This window comes from Paenibacillus sp. N3/727 (genome assembly GCF_022637315.1).
Lineage (GTDB): Bacteria > Bacillota > Bacilli > Paenibacillales > Paenibacillaceae > Paenibacillus_AQ > Paenibacillus_AQ uliginis.
Genome location: NZ_CP093336.1, coordinates 4,661,609 through 4,680,629, shown reverse-complemented (window position 1 = coordinate 4,680,629; position 19,021 = coordinate 4,661,609). Strand labels below are relative to the sequence as shown.

General features: G+C 46.5%; 20 protein-coding genes. 10 read left to right on the top strand and 10 right to left on the bottom strand.

Features of this window, described 5'->3' with window-relative positions; translation table 11 throughout:
* The 6 genes from hemH to MNQ98_RS21770 all read left to right on the top strand — a co-directional run bounded on the left by hemH (position 1) and on the right by MNQ98_RS21770 (position 5,890).
* A complete protein-coding gene (hemH, locus tag MNQ98_RS21795) occupies positions 1-951 on the top strand; it encodes a ferrochelatase (protein WP_241930119.1) in 951 nt (316 codons plus the stop codon).
* 163 nt (positions 952-1,114) lie between these two features.
* Positions 1,115-1,375 (top strand): hypothetical protein, encoded by a 261-nt coding sequence (locus MNQ98_RS21790; protein ID WP_241930118.1) that lies wholly within the window; start codon positions 1,115-1,117, stop codon positions 1,373-1,375.
* A 254-nt stretch (positions 1,376-1,629) separates the two neighbouring features.
* Entirely contained in the window at positions 1,630-2,409 is a 780-nt protein-coding gene (locus MNQ98_RS21785) for a glycerophosphodiester phosphodiesterase (protein ID WP_241930117.1), read from the top strand.
* A 1-nt stretch (position 2,410) separates the two neighbouring features.
* Positions 2,411-3,034 carry a fumarylacetoacetate hydrolase family protein gene (locus MNQ98_RS21780; protein WP_241930116.1) on the top strand — a complete coding sequence of 208 codons (624 nt, stop codon included), beginning with the start codon at positions 2,411-2,413 and terminating at the stop codon, positions 3,032-3,034.
* 31 nt (positions 3,035-3,065) lie between these two features.
* Complete coding sequence (locus MNQ98_RS21775) at positions 3,066-3,866, top strand: DUF92 domain-containing protein (RefSeq protein ID WP_241930115.1); 801 nt, start codon at positions 3,066-3,068, stop codon at positions 3,864-3,866.
* A 74-nt stretch (positions 3,867-3,940) separates the two neighbouring features.
* Entirely contained in the window at positions 3,941-5,890 is a 1,950-nt protein-coding gene (locus tag MNQ98_RS21770) for an ABC-F family ATP-binding cassette domain-containing protein (RefSeq protein ID WP_208918470.1), read from the top strand.
* Positions 5,891-6,012: 122 nt separating this feature from the next.
* Here the strand turns inward: MNQ98_RS21770 and MNQ98_RS21765 are convergent, their stop codons facing one another.
* From MNQ98_RS21765 to MNQ98_RS21745, 5 genes are all read right to left on the bottom strand, one after another.
* Complete coding sequence (locus MNQ98_RS21765; RefSeq protein WP_241930114.1) at positions 6,013-7,047, bottom strand: M42 family metallopeptidase; 1,035 nt, start codon at positions 7,045-7,047, stop codon at positions 6,013-6,015.
* A 69-nt stretch (positions 7,048-7,116) separates the two neighbouring features.
* On the bottom strand, positions 7,117-7,440 hold the full coding sequence (locus MNQ98_RS21760) for a LapA family protein (protein WP_241930113.1): 324 nt from the start codon (positions 7,438-7,440) through the stop codon (positions 7,117-7,119).
* An 84-nt stretch (positions 7,441-7,524) separates the two neighbouring features.
* On the bottom strand, positions 7,525-9,315 hold the full coding sequence (pepF, locus tag MNQ98_RS21755) for an oligoendopeptidase F (RefSeq protein ID WP_241930112.1): 1,791 nt from the start codon (positions 9,313-9,315) through the stop codon (positions 7,525-7,527).
* 200 nt (positions 9,316-9,515) lie between these two features.
* The gene (locus MNQ98_RS21750) at positions 9,516-9,698 is read right to left on the bottom strand and encodes a hypothetical protein (protein ID WP_241930111.1); all 183 of its coding nucleotides are present in this window, start codon (positions 9,696-9,698) and stop codon (positions 9,516-9,518) included.
* A 5-nt stretch (positions 9,699-9,703) separates the two neighbouring features.
* Complete coding sequence (locus MNQ98_RS21745) at positions 9,704-9,937, bottom strand: hypothetical protein (protein WP_208918475.1); 234 nt, start codon at positions 9,935-9,937, stop codon at positions 9,704-9,706.
* Positions 9,938-10,121: 184 nt separating this feature from the next.
* On the opposite strand from MNQ98_RS21745, the gene MNQ98_RS21740 reads away from it, so the two are divergent.
* On the top strand, positions 10,122-10,319 hold the full coding sequence (locus tag MNQ98_RS21740; protein ID WP_208918476.1) for a cold shock domain-containing protein: 198 nt from the start codon (positions 10,122-10,124) through the stop codon (positions 10,317-10,319).
* A 205-nt stretch (positions 10,320-10,524) separates the two neighbouring features.
* Here the strand turns inward: MNQ98_RS21740 and MNQ98_RS21735 are convergent, their stop codons facing one another.
* Complete coding sequence (locus MNQ98_RS21735; protein WP_241930110.1) at positions 10,525-11,694, bottom strand: MFS transporter; 1,170 nt, start codon at positions 11,692-11,694, stop codon at positions 10,525-10,527.
* A 296-nt stretch (positions 11,695-11,990) separates the two neighbouring features.
* On the opposite strand from MNQ98_RS21735, the gene MNQ98_RS21730 reads away from it, so the two are divergent.
* The 3 genes from MNQ98_RS21730 (at position 11,991) to MNQ98_RS21720 (ending at position 14,351) form a co-directional block, all read left to right on the top strand.
* Positions 11,991-13,073, top strand: coding sequence for a tetraprenyl-beta-curcumene synthase family protein (locus tag MNQ98_RS21730; RefSeq protein ID WP_241930109.1), 1,083 nt, complete (start codon positions 11,991-11,993; stop codon positions 13,071-13,073).
* Positions 13,074-13,093: 20 nt separating this feature from the next.
* Positions 13,094-14,065 (top strand): 6-phosphofructokinase, encoded by a 972-nt coding sequence (gene pfkA / locus MNQ98_RS21725; RefSeq protein ID WP_208918479.1) that lies wholly within the window; start codon positions 13,094-13,096, stop codon positions 14,063-14,065.
* A gap of 85 nt (positions 14,066-14,150) precedes the next feature.
* Complete coding sequence (locus MNQ98_RS21720; protein WP_241930108.1) at positions 14,151-14,351, top strand: DUF3906 family protein; 201 nt, start codon at positions 14,151-14,153, stop codon at positions 14,349-14,351.
* 42 nt (positions 14,352-14,393) lie between these two features.
* On the opposite strand, the gene MNQ98_RS21715 is transcribed toward MNQ98_RS21720, so the two are convergent.
* From MNQ98_RS21715 to MNQ98_RS21700, 4 genes are all read right to left on the bottom strand, one after another.
* Complete coding sequence (locus MNQ98_RS21715; RefSeq protein WP_241930107.1) at positions 14,394-15,761, bottom strand: MATE family efflux transporter; 1,368 nt, start codon at positions 15,759-15,761, stop codon at positions 14,394-14,396.
* A gap of 417 nt (positions 15,762-16,178) precedes the next feature.
* Positions 16,179-17,348 (bottom strand): putative glycoside hydrolase, encoded by a 1,170-nt coding sequence (locus tag MNQ98_RS21710; RefSeq protein WP_241930106.1) that lies wholly within the window; start codon positions 17,346-17,348, stop codon positions 16,179-16,181.
* A 281-nt stretch (positions 17,349-17,629) separates the two neighbouring features.
* Entirely contained in the window at positions 17,630-17,818 is a 189-nt protein-coding gene (locus tag MNQ98_RS21705; RefSeq protein ID WP_241930105.1) for a hypothetical protein, read from the bottom strand.
* Positions 17,819-17,999: 181 nt separating this feature from the next.
* Positions 18,000-18,821 (bottom strand): YitT family protein, encoded by an 822-nt coding sequence (locus MNQ98_RS21700; protein ID WP_241930104.1) that lies wholly within the window; start codon positions 18,819-18,821, stop codon positions 18,000-18,002.
* Positions 18,822-19,021: the final 200 nt, after the last annotated feature.

Genomic DNA, 19,021 nt, shown 5'->3' with positions numbered 1-19,021 from the left:
ATGAGTAACAAAATTGGCGTATTGGTTATGTCCTATGGAACACCGGAAAGTATGGAAGGAATAGAGGCTTATTACACGCATATCCGCCGCGGCAACAAACCTTCCGATGAGCAGTTGAAAGAACTAACAGACCGGTATGAGGCTATCGTGGGCGGCGTATTTCCGCTGCGTGAAAATACGGACCGGCAGGTTCGGACGCTTCAGGATACACTTAACCGCGATGAACGCGCACAGAATATAGAGTTTGTATGCTATCAAGGGTTGAAGCATGCGGCTCCGTTTATTGAAGACGGAGTGGAGCAAATGGTGAAAGACGGCATTAAGCAGGCAATCGGTATCGTTCTTGCTCCTCACTATTCTGTGATGAGTGTCGGTACTTATGTGAAGCGTGCACAGGCTAAAGCAGAGGAAGCCGGGCTTCAGATTTCCTTTGTTGAAAGCTATCATATGCATCCTCTACTGATTGAGGCCCTTGCAAAGCGGGTAAGCGCCAAACTCGATCTGTTCGAGGAAGCCGGCGCTTTTCGTGAAAGTGTACGTGTATTGTTCAGTGCGCACAGCTTGCCGGAACGGATCTTGTCTATGGGTGACCCATATCAGGATCAACTGTTAGAAACGTCAAAGGCCGTTGCCGAACAAGCTAAGGTTGGACAGTGGCAGTTCACTTGGCAGAGTGCTGGCCGTACACATGAACCGTGGCTCGGTCCAGATATTTTGGAGACGCTGCAGGATCTTAAACGAGAGCAGGTGGAGGATGTGCTTGTCGCTCCCATCGGCTTTGTGTCCGACCATCTGGAGGTACTGTACGATCTGGACATCGAAGCAAAAGCTATTGCGAAAGAAATGGATATGCGTCTTGAACGTATCGATTCCTTAAACAGCGACCCTCTTTATATGGAAACATTAAGCGACTGTGTTATTACAAGCTGGAAACAGGGGATCGGCCAATAAAATCCGTATACACCCCAAGATAACTGGAGCCAAGCTCTAATCTGGTTATTAACATAAAGATAAGCTACCCTCCGGCAAGCCGGGGGGTTCTATTTTTTCTACAGATCTTGGTATAATGAAGGGAGTTCATGGAAAGCCGCATAGAGAGAAAAAGGGGTGAATTATGTACCCATCACGTACAGAGATAAAAAAAGCCAAGCAGCAGGCCCGAAAGAACCACCAGTTGCGGGTCTGGACTGTTATTAATTTAGTCCTCATTGTTGTGATCACTGCTGTGTTTACTTATTATTTTGTATTCAAGGAGGAGGAGCAGACCGGGACAGAACTCTCATTCTATGATCCGGCCATGCCAGACTTTCCAGAAGTGAATCAAGTATTCGCCCCGGGGCCTATGCTTATGCCGATAAACAGTATTCGTTTTTAGAAGACTGAGAATCTGAAGTTCCTTTTGCCGGGGATACATCATTTTCCAGACAAGTTTGATGAGTTTTTGAAGCCAATGGCAAATATTATCCGTATAAATATTTGGGCAAAACAGTTAATGAGGACGAATTCCTTCTGAACATCTTCGTAATTAAATGTAGAATCGCTTAAGCGGCGGTGTCTGGGTGCTGGAAAGCAGCAAGGTACGTTGCAGACTCGACACGCACCATAAAGAGACACATAGGAGGTCTTGCCATGAACAATTTATGCGTGGCTCACCGTGGATTTTCAGCCAAAGCGCCTGAAAATACGAATGCAGCCATTAAAATGGCGATGAATGAGCCTTTTGTAAACTGGATGGAAATTGATGTGCAGCTGACGCGTGACGGCGTTCCTATTGTTATTCATGATTACAGCGTTGACCGGACGACAAGCGGCAAGGGTAAGGTAAAGGATCTTACTTGGCAGGAAATACGCCGGATGGATGCTGGTGTTTGGAAAGGACGGGAGTTTCAAGGTGAACAAGTCCCTTCACTGGACGAAGTGTTACAGCTTGTCAAAGGCCGATTAAAGCTGAATATTGAGCTGAAGACCAGCGGGGATATGTATCCCGGGCTGGAAGAAGCTGTACTGGATCGGATTCATGCCCATGGAATGATATCGGAAATCGTTCTGACATCCTTTGAACCGAAGTCGCTTCTTCGAGCTAAGGAAATAGACCCTGAAGTACAGGTTGGTCTCATCATTGATGCACACCCACGTGATCTGTTGTCTCGACTGAAAAAAATAGGCTGTTCTTTTCTGTCCATAGGTTACTCTCATCTGGACGCGGCTTTTGCTGATGAATTGATCAGAAACGGAATTACGCCGATGGCTTGGACTGTGGACGATAAACGTAGTATGGCCTCCTTGGCCAAGATGAGCCCTGAAATTATGATATGTACCAATCGGCCTGACACGTGGGGTCAACTTTTTTTGAATAAGATTGCACCGCGGATTCCGTTTTGGCGCAGAAAATGGAGAGGGTGGTTTTAGAATGTGTGCTTTAGTAAACAACGTCTATTGCGTCGGCCGTAATTACCGGCTTCACGCTGCAGAATTAGGTAATGCGGTACCGGATGAGCCTATGATATTTCTAAAGCCATCTCATGCGGTTGTTCCGCTGGACGGTAGCCGCCTGACGATGCCGCAAGGACGCGGGATTGTCCATTTTGAAGGAGAGCTTGTTATTCAGGTAGCTAAGGATTATACCCCTGGCATGAAGGTGGACGAGTTGGTTGAGGTAATGGCACTTGGTATCGATTTTACGCTGAGAGACGTGCAGTCCGTCATTAAAGAAAAGGGACAACCTTGGACAGCGGCTAAAGGATTTAAGAATTCGGCACCTCTGACCCCGTATATTACTTTCCCGGGAAATGATCAATTACTACAAACAGAATTTACGGTCTTGAAGAACGGAGAAGAGGTTCAGCGTGGAAATGCAGGAGATATGATCTTCTCTCTTCAGAACATTATTGATTACATTGGGCATCATTACGGACTTGGTAAAGGAGATTTGATCTTTACAGGGACACCTGCCGGAGTGGGACTTGCGGAAAGCGGAGATGTGTTTGAGCTGATCTGGGGCGAAGTGCGTCTTGGACGCTGCGAGATTGAATAGAGATTTCGCAAAAATGTAAGGGGGTTAAGCATTGAACTGGCTGATTGGTGCCATGGGTGCACTGATAGTAGCAGGTGCAGCATACTTGAAAAAATCGTTGTCATTATCAGGAGCGGCAGCAGCCGTTATGATGGGCACGGTTTATTATGGAGCAGGGAACCTGTTTTGGTTCGGAACCCTGCTTCTTTTTTTCATGACGTCTACACTGCTATCGAAATATCGTCAAGGAAGCAAGCAAGATTTAGAGAAGTCTTATGCCAAGACCGGCAAGCGTGATGCGGGACAGGTATTTGCCAACGGAGGCATCGGCATGGTCCTGTGTCTCCTTCACTTTATGTATCCTCATGAAGCGTGGAAGCTTTTGTTTATAGGGGTAATGGCTGCGGTGACAGCTGATACATGGGCTACAGAAATCGGGAGTTTGAGCCGCAGACCGCCGAGATCGATCCTGAACGGCAAATCTCTGCCGCCTGGAACGTCCGGTGGTGTCTCATGGCTCGGTTCAACGGCCGCTGCCCTTGGGGGAGCCATAATAGGAGCGGGAGCATGGCTGTTCGGTGTATGGTCTGGTTTAGTGCCAGATCTGATTACATATGCAATAGCTGGTCTTATCGGCGGATTAGTAGGAGCTTTTACTGATTCATGGATGGGCGCAACCGTACAGAAAATGTACCGCTGTACCACTTGCGGCAAGGATGTCGAGGTTCATCGGCATTGCGGTCAGCCTACGGAGCGTTCCGGCGGATGGGACTGGATGACAAACGACGCAGTGAACCTGATCAGCTCGCTCATTGGGGGATTTGCCGCTTGGGTGGCAGCAGCATTCTTGTAAGAGCAGCGTGTTTCGACAGCAGACCTCTGCCATGATATGATGAAGTAAATTCATAATAAGTAGGGAATAAATCGATGAATATCATGACTGTTGAACAACTGACCAAAAGCTATGGTGATAAAATATTGTTTCAGAATGCCTCCTTCGGGATGGAGGATCAAGATAAAATCGGTGTTATTGGAGTGAACGGAACAGGGAAATCTACGTTCCTGCGGATTATAGCTGGCCTAGAGCCGGCCGATTCCGGGAAAATTGCTGTAGGCAATCGGATCAAGATTCAGTATATGGCCCAAAATCCGGATTTTGATCCGGACAATACCGTGCTGCAGCAGGTGTTCGCAGGTGATCTTCCAGAGATGAAGCTCGTTCGTGATTACACGGAAACGATGGAGCTGCTGGAGATCAATCCCGATCACACGGAGCTGCAGGAGAAACTGCTGAAGCTGAACCAGAGTATGGACGCCTTGCAAGCATGGCAGCTGGAGAGTGACGCCAAGACGATTCTATCCAAGCTGGGCGTTCGCCATTACGATGCCAAAATGGGTACGCTATCCGGTGGGCAGCGGAAACGAGTGGCGCTTGCTGCTGCTTTGATCCAACCATCCGATTTGCTTATTCTGGACGAGCCGACTAACCATATTGATAATGAATCGGTGGCTTGGCTGGAGCAATATTTACAAAAACGGCGCGGCGCGCTGCTCATGATTACCCATGATCGTTATTTTCTTGACCGCGTAGCCAACGTTATGCTGGAATTGGATCATGGGCGTCTGTTCCGTTATGAAGCGAACTACAGCAAATTTCTGGAGTTAAAGGCCGATCGAGAGGAGCGGGAAGCTGCTGCAGAACAGAAACGGCAAAACCTGTTCCGAAATGAACTTGCCTGGATGCGGAGAGGGGCCAAAGCCCGGACGACCAAGCAGAAGGCAAGAATCGATCGTTTTGAAAGCTTGAAGGAGCAGGAACTTATTCATTCGACCGGAGAAATTGATGTTTCTGTGGCTTCCACGCGGCTTGGGCGTAAAATTTTAGAGATTGAGCATCTCACTAAGCGTGTAGGTGACAAAGTTCTTATTGAGAACCTTTCCTATATTGCAGTTCCTGAAGATCGGATTGGTATTGTGGGGCCCAATGGGAGCGGGAAGTCTACGTTGCTGAACCTCATTTCGGGCAGTCTGCAGGCTGATGGCGGGGAGGTTATTACGGGCCCGACGGTTAAACTTGGTTATTTCACACAGGAACATCAAGAGATGGATGGTAGCCTGCGTGTTATTGAATATATTAAGGAAGAAGCGGAAGTGGTGCGGACGGCCGAAGGTGCTTCCATCACAGCAGCGCAGATGCTGGAACGGTTTTTGTTTCTGCCGGCAATGCAGTGGACGCCTATCGCTAAGCTGTCCGGTGGGGAGAAGCGGAGGCTGTATTTGCTGCGGGTGCTGATGAGCGCACCGAATGTGCTGCTACTGGATGAACCGACTAATGATCTGGATATCCAAACCTTGTCCGTGTTGGAACAGTATCTCGATGATTTTCCAGGAGTAGTTATCGTTGTATCCCATGACAGATTCTTTCTTGACCGGACCGTAGACAAGATTATGGCATTTGAAGGAGAGGGGCAGGTTCGCGTTCATGTGGGCTCTTACAGCGAGTATGCCGAGTGGATGTCCCGTAACGCCAGTGGATCGTCGTCATCCTCCCGAAAGAGTGATCCTTCGTCCGGAGCAGGAAGCAAGGGTCAGACGAATCCAGCCTCTGCAATAACAGCCAAAGAAACGCCGCGGGAGAAGCTCAAGTTCAGTTACAACGAGCAGCGGGAGTTTGAACAGATTGATGAGTTGATTGAGGCTGCTGAGGCTAAGATGGTACAAATTCAATCCGATATGGAGACCGCTGCAAGTGATGCGTCACGTCTACAGGAATTGATGAACGCTTTGCAAGCCAGTGAAGCGGAGTTGGAACGTTTAATGGACCGCTGGACTTATCTTAATGAGTTGGCTGAAAAAATTGAACAGAGCAAAGGCTAGATGGGTTGTGCTGGTTAGATAGCCTTTATATCATGGAATATACAGCAGGGGCTGTCCGAATTAAAGGTCATAGACCTATTTCGGACAGCCCCTCTTTGTGCTGCTTGGTTCAGTATAAGATTTTATTTCACATAAGCTGCAAGCAATTTAGTTGTATTCAAAACGGCCTGTTTATGTGTTCTTTCCATTGCATGGGAGGCATGAACACCGGGACCAATAAGTGCAGCCCGGATGTTGCTTCCTGCAGACAGAGCTGCAGAAGCGTCAGAGCCATAATGTGGATAAATATCGACCGCATACGGAATTCCCTCGGCCTCTGCAAGCTGAATGAGACGGCCTGTCATATCATAATCATATGGACCTGAAGAATCCTTGGCACAGATCGATACGTCGGTTTCTTTACAACTCAGGTCGTCACCGATGCAGCCCATATCAACAGCGATGAATTCTTTAATATCAGAAGGGATGTATGCCGTTCCATGTCCGACTTCCTCATAGTTGGAGATGAGTACTTTTACATTACAGCGTGGTTTCCAGTTTTCACGTTTCATGGACTCAAGCAGTCCGAACAGAGCAGCTACACTGGCTTTATCATCAAGATGGCGTGATTTGATATACCCACTCGGTGTAATGACAGCTCGGGAATCAAAGGATATAAAATCACCGACAGAAATGCCGAGTTTTTTGACATCGTCCGCATTTTCAACAACCTCATCAATGCGGACTTCCATATGACTTTCTTGACGCTCAAAAGTCCGGGCATCGTCATATACGTGAACGGATGGCTGGGTGGACAGAATTGTACCGGTGTAAGTTTTTCCGCTGCGTGTATGGATAACACAGTATTCATTTTCAATGCTGTTCATCATGAAGCCGCCGACTTTTGTCAGCCGCAATGTTCCTTCGGATTTAATCGCACGGACCATGGCGCCGAGCGTATCCACATGACCGCTAAGACCAATGGTATGGGTTTCGTCCTGCCCCGGAACGGAGAGGATGGCTCCGCCTTTTTCATTACGGGTCAAAGATACTCCCAAATTTGTAGCTTCTTGTTCAATTCGTTTCATGATATGTCCGGTAAAGCCTGTAGGGCTTGGCGTTTCCAGTAAATCTTTGAGCAGAGATAGAATATAGCTTTCATTAGGTTGTATAGACACGATAAAGCGCTCCTAACTTGATTGAATTAATATGACTCGGCTGAACAGGATGGATGATTCATCGCCGTACTATTGGGGGATGTTTTCCTGGTCCTGAGATGCTGTTTCAGCCTCTTCCGTGAGATCCGGCGTGTAGCCTGTTACTTCTTGAATATGTATAAGCTGTCCTGCAAGGGATTTAATCTCCTTTTGCAACTGGTACTGACGGTATATTCCGTATGAGCCGACAATTATGCCACCAATCAGCGTACAGCCGATAATCAGCAGGATAAGAGGGACGTGAACCATTCCGAATAATAGGTTTACATCCACGGGGTCGACGTTGATGACGGCGAACACCGCAGTAAGCAGTGCGAACAGGAGTCCTGCAATAAGTGACCATTGCATTTTCATCTGGACACCTCCTTTCATCACAGTATAAAATCCCTTGCCGCAGGGGGCAAGGGATTTTATTACGGATTTCTACAGGTCCGGGTTTTATTTTGTAAGTTCTTCCATCTGGGAGATCACATTTTCGAATACGCTCATCGCTTCGCGGATCGGCTCTGGGGAAGACATATCGACTCCGGCTTTTTTCAAAATATTGATGGAGAAATCACTTCCGCCGCTTTTCAGGAAACCGAGGTAGCGGTCAACGGCTGGTTGGCCTTCTTCAAGAATTTGCTTCGAGAAGCTGGTTGCCGCCGAGAAGCCTGTTGCGTATTTGTAAACATAGAAGCTGTTATAGAAATGCGGTATGCGTGCCCATTCCATGCCAATTTCTTTATCTACAGTCATGTTCTTGCCGTGATACTTCACATTCAGGTCATAATAGATATCCGAGAGGTCCTGAGGAGTGAGCGATTCGCCGCTTTCAGCACGTTCGTGTACGATCTTCTCGAACTCTGCGAACATGGTTTGACGGAACACGGTAGTGCGGAACTGATCTGCATAGTAGGTAAGCAGGTACATTTTTTCCTTTGGATCCGTAGATTTCTTCAGCAGATAATCCATCAGCAGCGCTTCATTGGTTGTAGAAGCGACTTCAGCGAGGAAGATCGTATACTGGGCATCACGGTACTTCAGGTTGGTGTCCGAGTAGAACGAATGCAGCGCGTGACCCATTTCATGAGCAAGTGTGAACATACTGTTCAGATTGTCCTTATGGTTCAGCAGCACGTAAGGATGTGTGCCGTAAGCTCCCCAGCTGTATGCGCCGGTACGTTTGCTTTCATTCTCATAGACATCGATCCAGCCATTGTCATAACCATCTTGAAGGTTTTTCAGATAATCCTCTCCAAGTGGGTGAAGTCCATCCTTGATCGTCTGTTTCGCTTGATCGTAAGTGATGTCCATCTTGTATTCTTCCACGAGCGGAGCGAACAGATCGTACATATGAAGCTCATCCACGCCCAGCAGCTTTTTACGGAGATTCATGTAACGATGCAGCAGAGGCAAGCTTTCATGAATCGTATCGATCAGGTTCGTATACACTTCCTTCGGAATGTTATCGCCATATAGGGACATTTCCAGTACGGAAGGGTACTTGCGCACACGAGAATAAAATATGTTCTTGTTCACGTTGGCACTTAGTGTGGCGGAGATGGTGTTCTTTTGCTTACCGTAGGTTTCATAAACCGCTTTGAAGGCCGCTTCGCGCACTTCACGGTTCGGATTCTCAAGGAACTGGATGTAGCTGCCGTGCGTTAATTCTACTTCTTTGCCGTTTTCGTCTTTGATTTTCGGGAATTTCATATCTGCATTGTTCAGCATGCCAAAAATCGTCTGCGGTGCAGAGGACATGTTGCCGACCTGAGCAAGAAGAGCTTCCTCGGCCTTGGACAGAATATGGGCTTTCTCACGTTTCATTTCTGTCAAGGTGAACCGGTAGTCTGCAAGTGTTGGGTCAGCGATCAGCTTATCAAGCTCACCTTCCGACAAAGCAAGAATTTCCGGTGTAGTGAAAGAAAGAGCTTCACCGACTTCGACGCTAAGCTTTTTTGCCTTTTGGGTAAGAGCTTGGTATGTAGGATTGGCCGTATCTTCGTCATGATGCATATGTGCGTAAACGAATAGTCTCTCGGTATGAAGCCCCACTTCATCTTCAAGATCGAAGCACTGTTTGATCGATTCCGCATTGGTTAACTTGCCTTGGAAATCGGCGGCAGTCTTAATCAGACGTTGAACTTCATTGTAAGCATTGTCCCAAGCTTTCTGATCTGTGAACAGATCTTGTAGCTTCCACTGGTGTTCGGTAGGGACTTCCGAACGTTTCATTACTTTTTCCATGGGAATCCTCCTTGATTGATGAGAATATGATATAGATCGGGCTCCTTCAGCTAAAACGTCTGAGTGAAGAGCGGGAAGTGGCAGGAGACTTAGCGCTAAAGTCAGGCAGAGTGCTCTCGCACGCTTCATTGGGCATTACCTCCTCGAAAAATAGCTTCGAGCGATAGTATGCCGCGTCCCTGTCTCTTTCATCCTTTACTTTAGGAGGAACCCATGGTGTATAAACTGTAAACAATAATGTAGAAGGCAAACAAGATCAAGCCGACAGCGGTCAAGGCCATTCCTCTCCGGATCTTCTGAGGGATACTGTCCTTATTCATGATCATGATGAGCCCAAGGCTGAAAGCAAGAATAATGAAGATAACAGCGTTGGTATAGTTCATCTGTTTTATACCTGCTTGAAGGCGTCCATTATGCGCCGCCATTCATCTTCCTGTCCTTCATACTCTTGTTTCGAAAAACGGTTTTGTGCCCAGTGCATCAAAGCTGGACGGCTCATGAAGGTATGTGTCTCTTCACCCCATTGGTCGGAAATTTCACGAAGAACGATGTAGCGACCCTGCACCTCAACTGTCATCATGTTCCATTTGTCTTTTTTGTATATTTCATGTTTTTTTATCATATGCATTCTCCGTTACTATTGGGCTTTTTGTGTAAATGATAACGCACTCGTGGTCTGAAAAGCAAATAAGAAAAACGCTTTAAAAAAAGCTGAGACAGCAAAATGATGGATTGCATTGTCAGAAAACATGGGATATAATATGGATATTCGCCATAGATGGCGGTATTTTTAGGAGGTTGTTCATTTGAAAGGTACAGTTAAATGGTTTAATGCAGAAAAAGGTTACGGCTTTATTTCGGTTGAAGGTGGCGAAGACGTATTCGTACACTTCTCCGCAATCCAAGGAGACGGCTTCAAAACTTTGGAAGAAGGCCAAGCGGTTGAGTTCGAAATCACTGAAGGTAACCGTGGTGCTCAAGCAGCCAACGTAACAAAACTGTAAGTTAACTCCTATAACGGAGATCTTATAGATTAAGAGTGATCTTAATCAGGATATTTGTTTACTAAGGCATCAGGCACAGTTCTCATTGAGAGCTGTGCCTTTTTGTCTTATGCTGTGTTTTTTTAAACAATAGGCATAGGATAAGGCGTTTCACACAAAAAAAGGTAAGCACATCGTCTTTCGGACGTAGCTTACCTTTTTTGTATTATTCCACAAAAGTATCCATCGGCTTGGCAAACAGATGTCTTCCCAGAAATCCTAGTGCAGCCACGAAAGCAAGGACAGTGGCTAGATAGTAGAAGTAAGCCCTGCCGGCTGTTTCAAACATCATCCCGCCAAAGGTACCGCTGATCAGCCCGGATGCACTGGACCAGAACACCGTAAACAGTGCTATCCCGGTCGCCCGGTAACGGCCTGGTACAAGTCGGGTGATATAACGGACCGCAGTAACATAAAACACGCCGAAGGTAACGCTGTGCAAGGTCTGAATTGCCAGTACACTTATGGGATCGTTCGCGAGCCCCATGAGTAGGAAGCGAAGGGCGTACATCAAGCTTGCGAAGCCAAGCAGTGGGAGCTCTTTGATCTTGTCGCCGTACTTACTAAGGAGATAGAAGATCGGGATTTCGCTAATGGCAGAAATCATGAGCGACCAACCGATCAAGCCTTCGCCAGCCCCTAGCTGTGACAGCGTCAACGTCAGGAAAGCCTCGTTCATCCGGTGTGCCAAGGCAAGACAGAAGACACAGGCGAAAAACCACAAGATTTCCTTGGAGCGAAGCACTTTCAGTAGATCTGACATCCCCATACTTTCTGATCTTTTCATAACACCGTCCCGCAGTAGCAGAGAGGAGAGTAGGGCAGCTATACCGATTCCGATACCGATCCCGAGTGTCCAAGATGCGCCCGCAACGCTGATAACATATCCAATCCCCAATGCAAAAAAGGCATATCCTAAAGAGCCGAACACCCGAATGACCGTAAAGCTTCGACCATAACGCTGAGCAGTTTGAATAGCCATTGTATCGGCTAGAGGATAGACAGGGTAATAGAAGAAGTAGAAAATCGTGATAATCAAAAAAACAGGAGTAAACCCGGATGCGCCGGTCATCGCAAGCAGCATGAACAGCTGTCCGGCAATCAGAATAATCATAATTTTTTTGAGTGTTTGATATTTATCGCTGGCCAAGCTCCAAATCATGTTGGAAAACATCGAGATCAGCGGTCCAACAGCATATAGGTAACCGATTTGGCTGCTTGTGAATCCGAGTTCTTTATAGTAAAGGGGGAAGTAGGAAATGACGAGCGCTGTTGTTCCGAAGATGGTAAACATAAAAGCGCGAAGCCAGTTCTGATCCGGCCTGGTTAATTTCATGATAGTAAACTCCATTTCATTTCTGTACTTTAACATGAAGAAATTTAGTTTAGAACAATGGTTGTATGACAACGCTAAGTATAGCATAGTGCTGTGAGGTGAAGTGTTGTTATTCATAATTTTACATAATTTCAGAAAATAAGTCTTTTTCACGAAAAATAATGAAAAAAAGCTACGTAAATCACCAGAATTACTTCTTCAATGATGTGTGTTATTTGTACAAAAGAGTCGATCATATTATAATAGGTTTGATTTGGATAGGTATAAAAATGACAACCATGTGGAGGCAGAGTTCATTGAATGATCAAGAGCTAAGCCGTAAAGTTCCGCGTAGTCCGGTCGGCCTCATGACCCGGGTGTATAAGTTCATTCTCCCGGAAGTGGCTGCCGAGCTGGACCAGTGGCGCCTTGACGCCGAACAAATTCCCGATGAGGAGCTCCGAAAGCAGGCACTTGCCAGCATTGAGACGAAGCAATTTCATTGCCAGGGCGGGGCAGTTTATGCCGCAGCAAGCCTACCGGATAAGCATATTTTGATTCCGTTAATAGTGGCTTATCAGACCATTAGCGACTATCTCGATAATTTATGCGACCGCAGTACTTCCTTGGATCCTGTCGACTTCAGGCAGCTTCACCAGTCGATGCTGGATGCGGTGACTCCGGGTACGAAGCCGGCGGATTACTATGCATATCGTTCGGAAAAAGAAGATGGCGGTTACCTAGGGCGTCTTGTACAGACCTGCCGGGACTGCATTAGTCAGCTTTCGGGATACGAAGCTGCCAAGCCGTATATTCGGGATTTGGCCGAGCTTTATATTGACTTACAGGTGTACAAGCATATTCATCCGGAAAAAAGGGAAGCTGCACTCCTGGAATGGTGGTCACAGCAAGCCCATCGGACGCCTCATCTAAGGTGGAATGAGTTTGCTGCCGCAACAGGATCTACCCTTGGGGTATTCATGTTGTTTTTGGCTGCAACGGATCCATTTCTGGATGAACAGGATGCATCTTCCATTCATGCGTCTTACTTTCCCAATGTATGCAGTCTCCACATTATGCTGGATTATCTGATCGATCAAGACGAAGACAGGTTGGGCGGCGATCTTAACTTCTGCAATTATTATGAAGACGCCGATACGATGCTGAACCGTATCGCTTCCATCGTTGAATGGGCCCGGAAGGATGTTACAGCAATTCCCTCAACTCCTTTTCATCGTATGATCATTGAGGGATTACTGGCTTTATATTTATCCGATCCCAAAGTCAGCGAACAGCAATTGGTTCGCTCCGTATCCAAACGGTTGATGAAGAGAAGTCCGATGACGCGTCTTTTCTTTTTTGTCAATAGTCGATGGATCCGCAAGCATAAGAATGAGTGACAATAAGGAGGAAGAAGAACATGGCAGAAGTTAAAAAAATTGCAGTTCTAACAAGCGGGGGAGATTCCCAGGGGATGAACGCGGCACTGCGTTCCGTTGTTCGAAGCGGCTTGTATCACGGGCTAGAAGTATATGGTATCCAACGTGGATATCAAGGTTTGATCAATAATGAAATTTATAAAATGGATCTTCGCAGCGTGGGCGATATCATCCAGCGCGGTGGTACGATCTTGCAATCCGCTCGCTGTCCTGAATTCAAGACACTGGAAGGCCAGCAGAAGGGTGCTGACGTATTGAATCAGCACGGAATTGACGGTCTTGTTGTGATCGGCGGAGACGGCTCTTATCAGGGTGCTAACAAGTTGAGCAAGCTGGGTATTAAGACGATGGGGCTTCCAGGTACGATTGATAACGATATTTCATTTACCGATTATACGATTGGCTTTGACACGGCTGTGAGCGTTGTTGTGGACGCGGTTAACAAATTGCGTGACACAATGTCCTCTCATGCTCGTTCGTCCGTTGTAGAGGTTATGGGACGGCACTGCGGCGATATTGCACTGCATGCGGGTCTTGCTTCCGGAGCGGAAACGATCCTGGTGCCAGAAGTACCGTATAACATGGATGAAATTGCTGACCGGATGAAGGATAACTTCTGCAACGGTAAACGTCATAGTATTGTGATTGTGGCTGAAGGAGTCGGCAAAGGCGAAGATGTGGCGAACGCTCTGAAGGAGCGTCATGCCTCTATCGATGCGCGTGTAACCGTACTGGGCCATATTCAGCGCGGTGGAGCACCAACTCCGTTTGACCGTAACCTCGCAAGCCGCCTTGGCGACTTCGCGGTTCGCAGTCTGATTCAAGGTGAGTCGGATAAGGGCTGCGGTATTATTAAAGGCGAGTTAGTTCTTACGGATATTGACAAAGTCGTCAACACGAAAAAAGAATTCGACATGGACATGTATGAGCTGGCACTGCGCTTGTCTCAATAAGCGACTTTTTTCCAGAACCGACCCTGCAGGAAATCCTGCGGGGTTTTTTCCAAATATATTCTTAACCAGAAAGGGGGAGAGAGTGATGTATTTATACCGATTGGAAGTGGAGTGTGACAAAGGCAAGCTGGTAGTGATAACGGCTGCAGAGGATGAGGAAAAAGCGTTTTCTGCGGTGGATGAGCATGTTGAGCGACATTTTCTAACGATGCCGGATATACGGGAAGTGACCTTACTTGAAAAGAAACGGATTTCTCCCGGCGCAGCATATGTTATAGAAACGTAAATAAGGGACTGCCTGATGGCGGTCCCTTTACTGTTGGTGAATTTATTGTGCATCAGCAAGCTTGCCGCGGGCAAATTTGCGCTGAACTTTGACCAGGCGGATGAGCAGAAGGGTGGCCCCCACAGCAAGGCCTGTAATTAATCCGATCCAATATCCGAAGGCGGCCAAAGAGGTAAAGTTAGCCAGCACATAACCTACAGGCAGGCCGATGACCCAGTAAGAGAGAAACGCGAGCATAAATGCCACGTTAACGTCTTTATATCCGCGTAATGCCCCTTGGGTCGGTGTGGCGATGGCATCGGATATTTGAAAAAAGATAGCGTATAGCAGAAATTGTTGTATCAGTTCTACAACGCCCGGCTCATTAGAATAGAGGCCTGCTACCTGACGACCGAACAGCATCAGAATAACCGCAGTAAGCAAAGATAGGATAATGGCTAGTCCGATTCCAAGCTTGGCATACTGTCTAGCATCTTTCATACGACCGGACCCAGCTTCAAATCCAACCAAGATCGTCAGGCTCATGCAGATGCTAAGGGGGATCATGTATAAGGTTGTTGCAAAGTTCATAGCTGCCTGATGAGCTGCAATGGTGACCGTATCAAAATCGCTCATCAGCAGAGTAACCGCAGCGAATACAGCCGTTTCAAAAAAAATCGAGAAACCGATGGGCACACCGATCTTCAAGTGACCCTTCCAGGCGGCAATTGAAATCTTCGGAATGCTTCGAAACATACGGAAGCTGGAAAATGGATGCATGTTGTGAACAACAACAGCTGCAACGAGAAAGACAACCCAGTAAGTGATGGCTGAAGCAATGCCAGCACCAACGCCGCCAAGTCTCGGGAAGCCCCAGTTACCATATATGAAAAGTGCATTCAGTGTTACGTTGACTGGTAAGGAAATAAGCGTAATAACCATGGATACTCGGGTTTGTCCGAGACCGTCAATGAAGCTACGGAGTACGGTATAACCGAACAGCGGAACAATACCGGTTGAGATAGCGATTAGGAAACGGGAAGCGATGTCTCTGACAGCAGGCTCCAGCGTCATGGCGTTCAGTATATTGGGTACGGCGAGATATCCAATACCGAGTACAACCAGAGCTAGGATAACGGCCAGCCACAGGGCCTGTATAACCTGATAAGCTACTTTATCCTCCCTACGGGCGCCCATAAATTGAGACACAATCGGAGTAATACCCATTAGAATACCGCTGAGTCCAGTCTGAACAGGTATCCAAATACTTGTTGCAATAGCTACCCCGGCAAGATCTGCCGAGCTGAATTTACCGGACATATTCGTATCGAAAAAAGTGATGGCAGACAGAGAAAGCTGTGTGATGAGAATAGGAAGCAGGATAACAGCAAATTGCTTCAGCTTCTGCCGGGTTGTAAATGTCTTATTCATAGAATGAGAGCCTTCTTTGCTGGTATTATATTTTTAAGCACAACTTCCTATTGTAATCAATCTGCTCCGATATAACAATCTATAAGTGCGTGTTCAAAAAGGTCGGTTTTCAGCACCGAAGCATATGCTTCCGATGTGCGTTTTTTCAAAACGCTTGAGTTGGATGAAGCTATGGACTGAGGGGCGGAGCTGCACGTTTTCGTAGAAAACGTCTTCGGAAGCATCAGCTGTTTTGGGTACGTGAGCACCTAAGATGTTTCCGTAGGAAACATTTTAGCTGAATTCAAGATTCGATGCCGAGCCCACTTCCTGATTCACTTCGTGATCAAAAGCGGACTTATTGAACAACCTCAATAAGAAAATAAAAAGGTCCGGCACGTGTGGCTGGACCTTTCGAGAATGGATCATAATGGCGGTTTACTTGTAAGTTACACCTGGAGTGTAGCGATTAGCCGCATTCCAGAGCAGGTATTCATCTACATTCATATCCTGAAGCGCACGGATTTGTTCTTCAATTTCTTTTTTGCCGTATTTGGCATAATTACCGCTACCGAGCCAGCTGGCGGTAAAGTCCTGAATCCAAGGACGGATAATTGGCTTGTAGGAGCCGAGCGGATCGAGTTTTGTATGCGTGTCTTTCATAGAACCCTTGATTGTCTGATAAGGCGCTTTGTCAGGCACCTTGGAGCCGAACCAGCCTGTCGTGTAATGACTCGGATAAACCATGGGGCTGATGACGTCCACATGCTTGGAAATCTTAACAAAGTCCTGACCGATACCCTCTGCTGCCGGTACAGAAGCTGCATATCCAAAAATATCGACCGATACCCGAATGCCGAGCGGGGCGAGTTCTTTACGGGCATATTTAACAAACTCAGATATGACATCAACACGGGATTGATTACTCTTCGTATATTTTAAGGAATCGGCTCGTTTTTCGAATCCTTCAGGGAAACGAACATAGTCGAACTGGATTTCTTTAAACCCGAGTTTAGCCGCTTCCTTGGCGATTTCAATGTTATAGTCCCACACTTCTTTGCTGTACGGGTTAACAAAGCTTTCTCCTCTGCCGTTTTGCCACACGCTGCCGTCGCTTTTACGGAAGGAAAGTTCAGGATTTTTCTTGGCGAGGATCGTGTCTTTGAATACAACCACTCTGGCGATCGGATAAATGTCATGTTTTTTCAGCCGCTGCATCATTTTGTCGATGTCTTTGATAAAAGGCTGCGACTTTCCAAGCTTCTTAAGCTTAGGATTATCCGTCTTATAAGTTATGTATCCCTCATCGTCTTTAATGTCAATAACCATGGCGTTCAATTCGGTCTTATCAAGCAGATCCACGAGTTGGTCCATACGTGAACCACCTGCGCTGTAAGCTGTTACATAGACACCTTTTACTTTGGGGGCTTCTTCCTGTGGGTCGCTTTTCACAGTTGTTCGCTTGGGACTGATATCTCTGGTGTTTTGTTGCTGGGTTATGGTGGAATTAACCGTGGACTGGAGCAAGCTGGTCACCTGACCGTCCAGCGGGCTGGTTACTCCCATTCCTCCTACAGTCCAAATTAGTAAAGCTAAGATGATGTTCATAATTGCTTCTCTCCCTTGTGTACATTCACTACATGATTATAAAGGAACCGCTGCCAATAAAAAGAACAGGTTTGTTACAATAACAATACTGATATGTAACAGAGGGCTTTTTATTTTAACCCTGTACTTAGTGTTTTTAAACGAAATGGGAGTGATTTAAACGAAAAAGCCTGAGGTGAGGATGCTAACCACTTTAACGAGGATAAAAAATGCCGTTTCTCCACGGGATATTCCGGGGAAAACGGCATTGCTAACAAAATCTTGTGATTTTTGATCACGATTCAGTGAAGGTAAGCTTGGTTCTGATGTTCGTAAATGCTGTATTGAATAATCTCCAAGGCGTCGTCCTCTTCCAGAATATTCAGCCCATCCCTTAGAACGATCATGGAATTCAGCTCGTTCTGCCTAAAGAAAGGCATCATGTCCGGAAACCACTTCAAGACGATTTCTGACAGTTTTACAGTTTCCATTTCCACAAAAATCACCCTTTCCTTCCTTGACGTTAGGTTAGGCAGGACATCTGCAGTAAAACGGAAAAGCTTATAAAAATTGCCTGGAAAGCTGAATTAAGAATACCTCATGAATATTGTAGGGACCGCGCACTAATATTATACCACAATTATTAATCTTTATCTTTTGAAGTGGGGAAAACTAACTCCTGCGGAACTGTCCCATGACCGTTACAGTCTCGACAACGTTAACAAAAGCCTCAGGATCCGTCTCGGTAATGATCGTTTTTAACTCGGCAAGCTCATAGCGGGTTGTTACGGTCATCAGCATATCTTTTTCCTTGTGGCTGAAGGCTCCCTCGGTTTTAATCTTTGTGACACCGCGTGGACGCTTCAGCAATTGTTCAAGCAGAGCTTCCGTCCGGTCGGTTACAATAAACAGCGTAACTTTAATGTGGCTTATATGAACAAGATCAATGACCTTTCCCGTAACGTAAATGGACAGCATGGAAGCCAAGGCCAGATTCCAATCTCCTTCCAAGTAAGCAACTGCTAGAATAACCAAAGTATTCATGCCAACAAGCACATTCCCGACCGGGAAATCACGATAACGCGTCACAAGGGAGCCGATGATATCAAAGCCGCCTGTGGAGCCGCCGACCCGAAAAGATAATCCGCCGCCAAGACCGACCAAAACTCCGCCAAATACAGCAGAGAGCAGCATATCGGAAGCGACAGCTTTAACAGGAATAAATTCCAGCAATAAAGTGACAACGATAACGGACAATATACTAAACCAGATAAACCGTTTGCCAAGCTTAATCCACCCGGCAATCAGAATCGGGATATTAAGTACAAAGTACATGACACTAATATTAAAAGGGGAAAAATAACCAATCAGCATGGCTAGTCCGGAAACACCGCCGCTGAGTAGATGATGGGGGATGAGAAATAGGTTAAAGCCGCATGCAATAACGATCCCGCCGAACAAAATGGCGAGATAGCTCCATATCTGTTTTATCAAATGCTTCACCTCTGCAAGTAGTATTAGTTATAGGAGCTTGCTGGTATTCCAGAATTGTTTTGTGATATAATGTGTTGGATATTCTTGAGTAGTTCGTTACAATGAAAACTTTGCATGCTTAACAGGATGATTATACATTAGCCGACCTATGGACTGGCGGCAAGATAAAAAAAACGGTCCACCTCATGCAGAAAATCCTG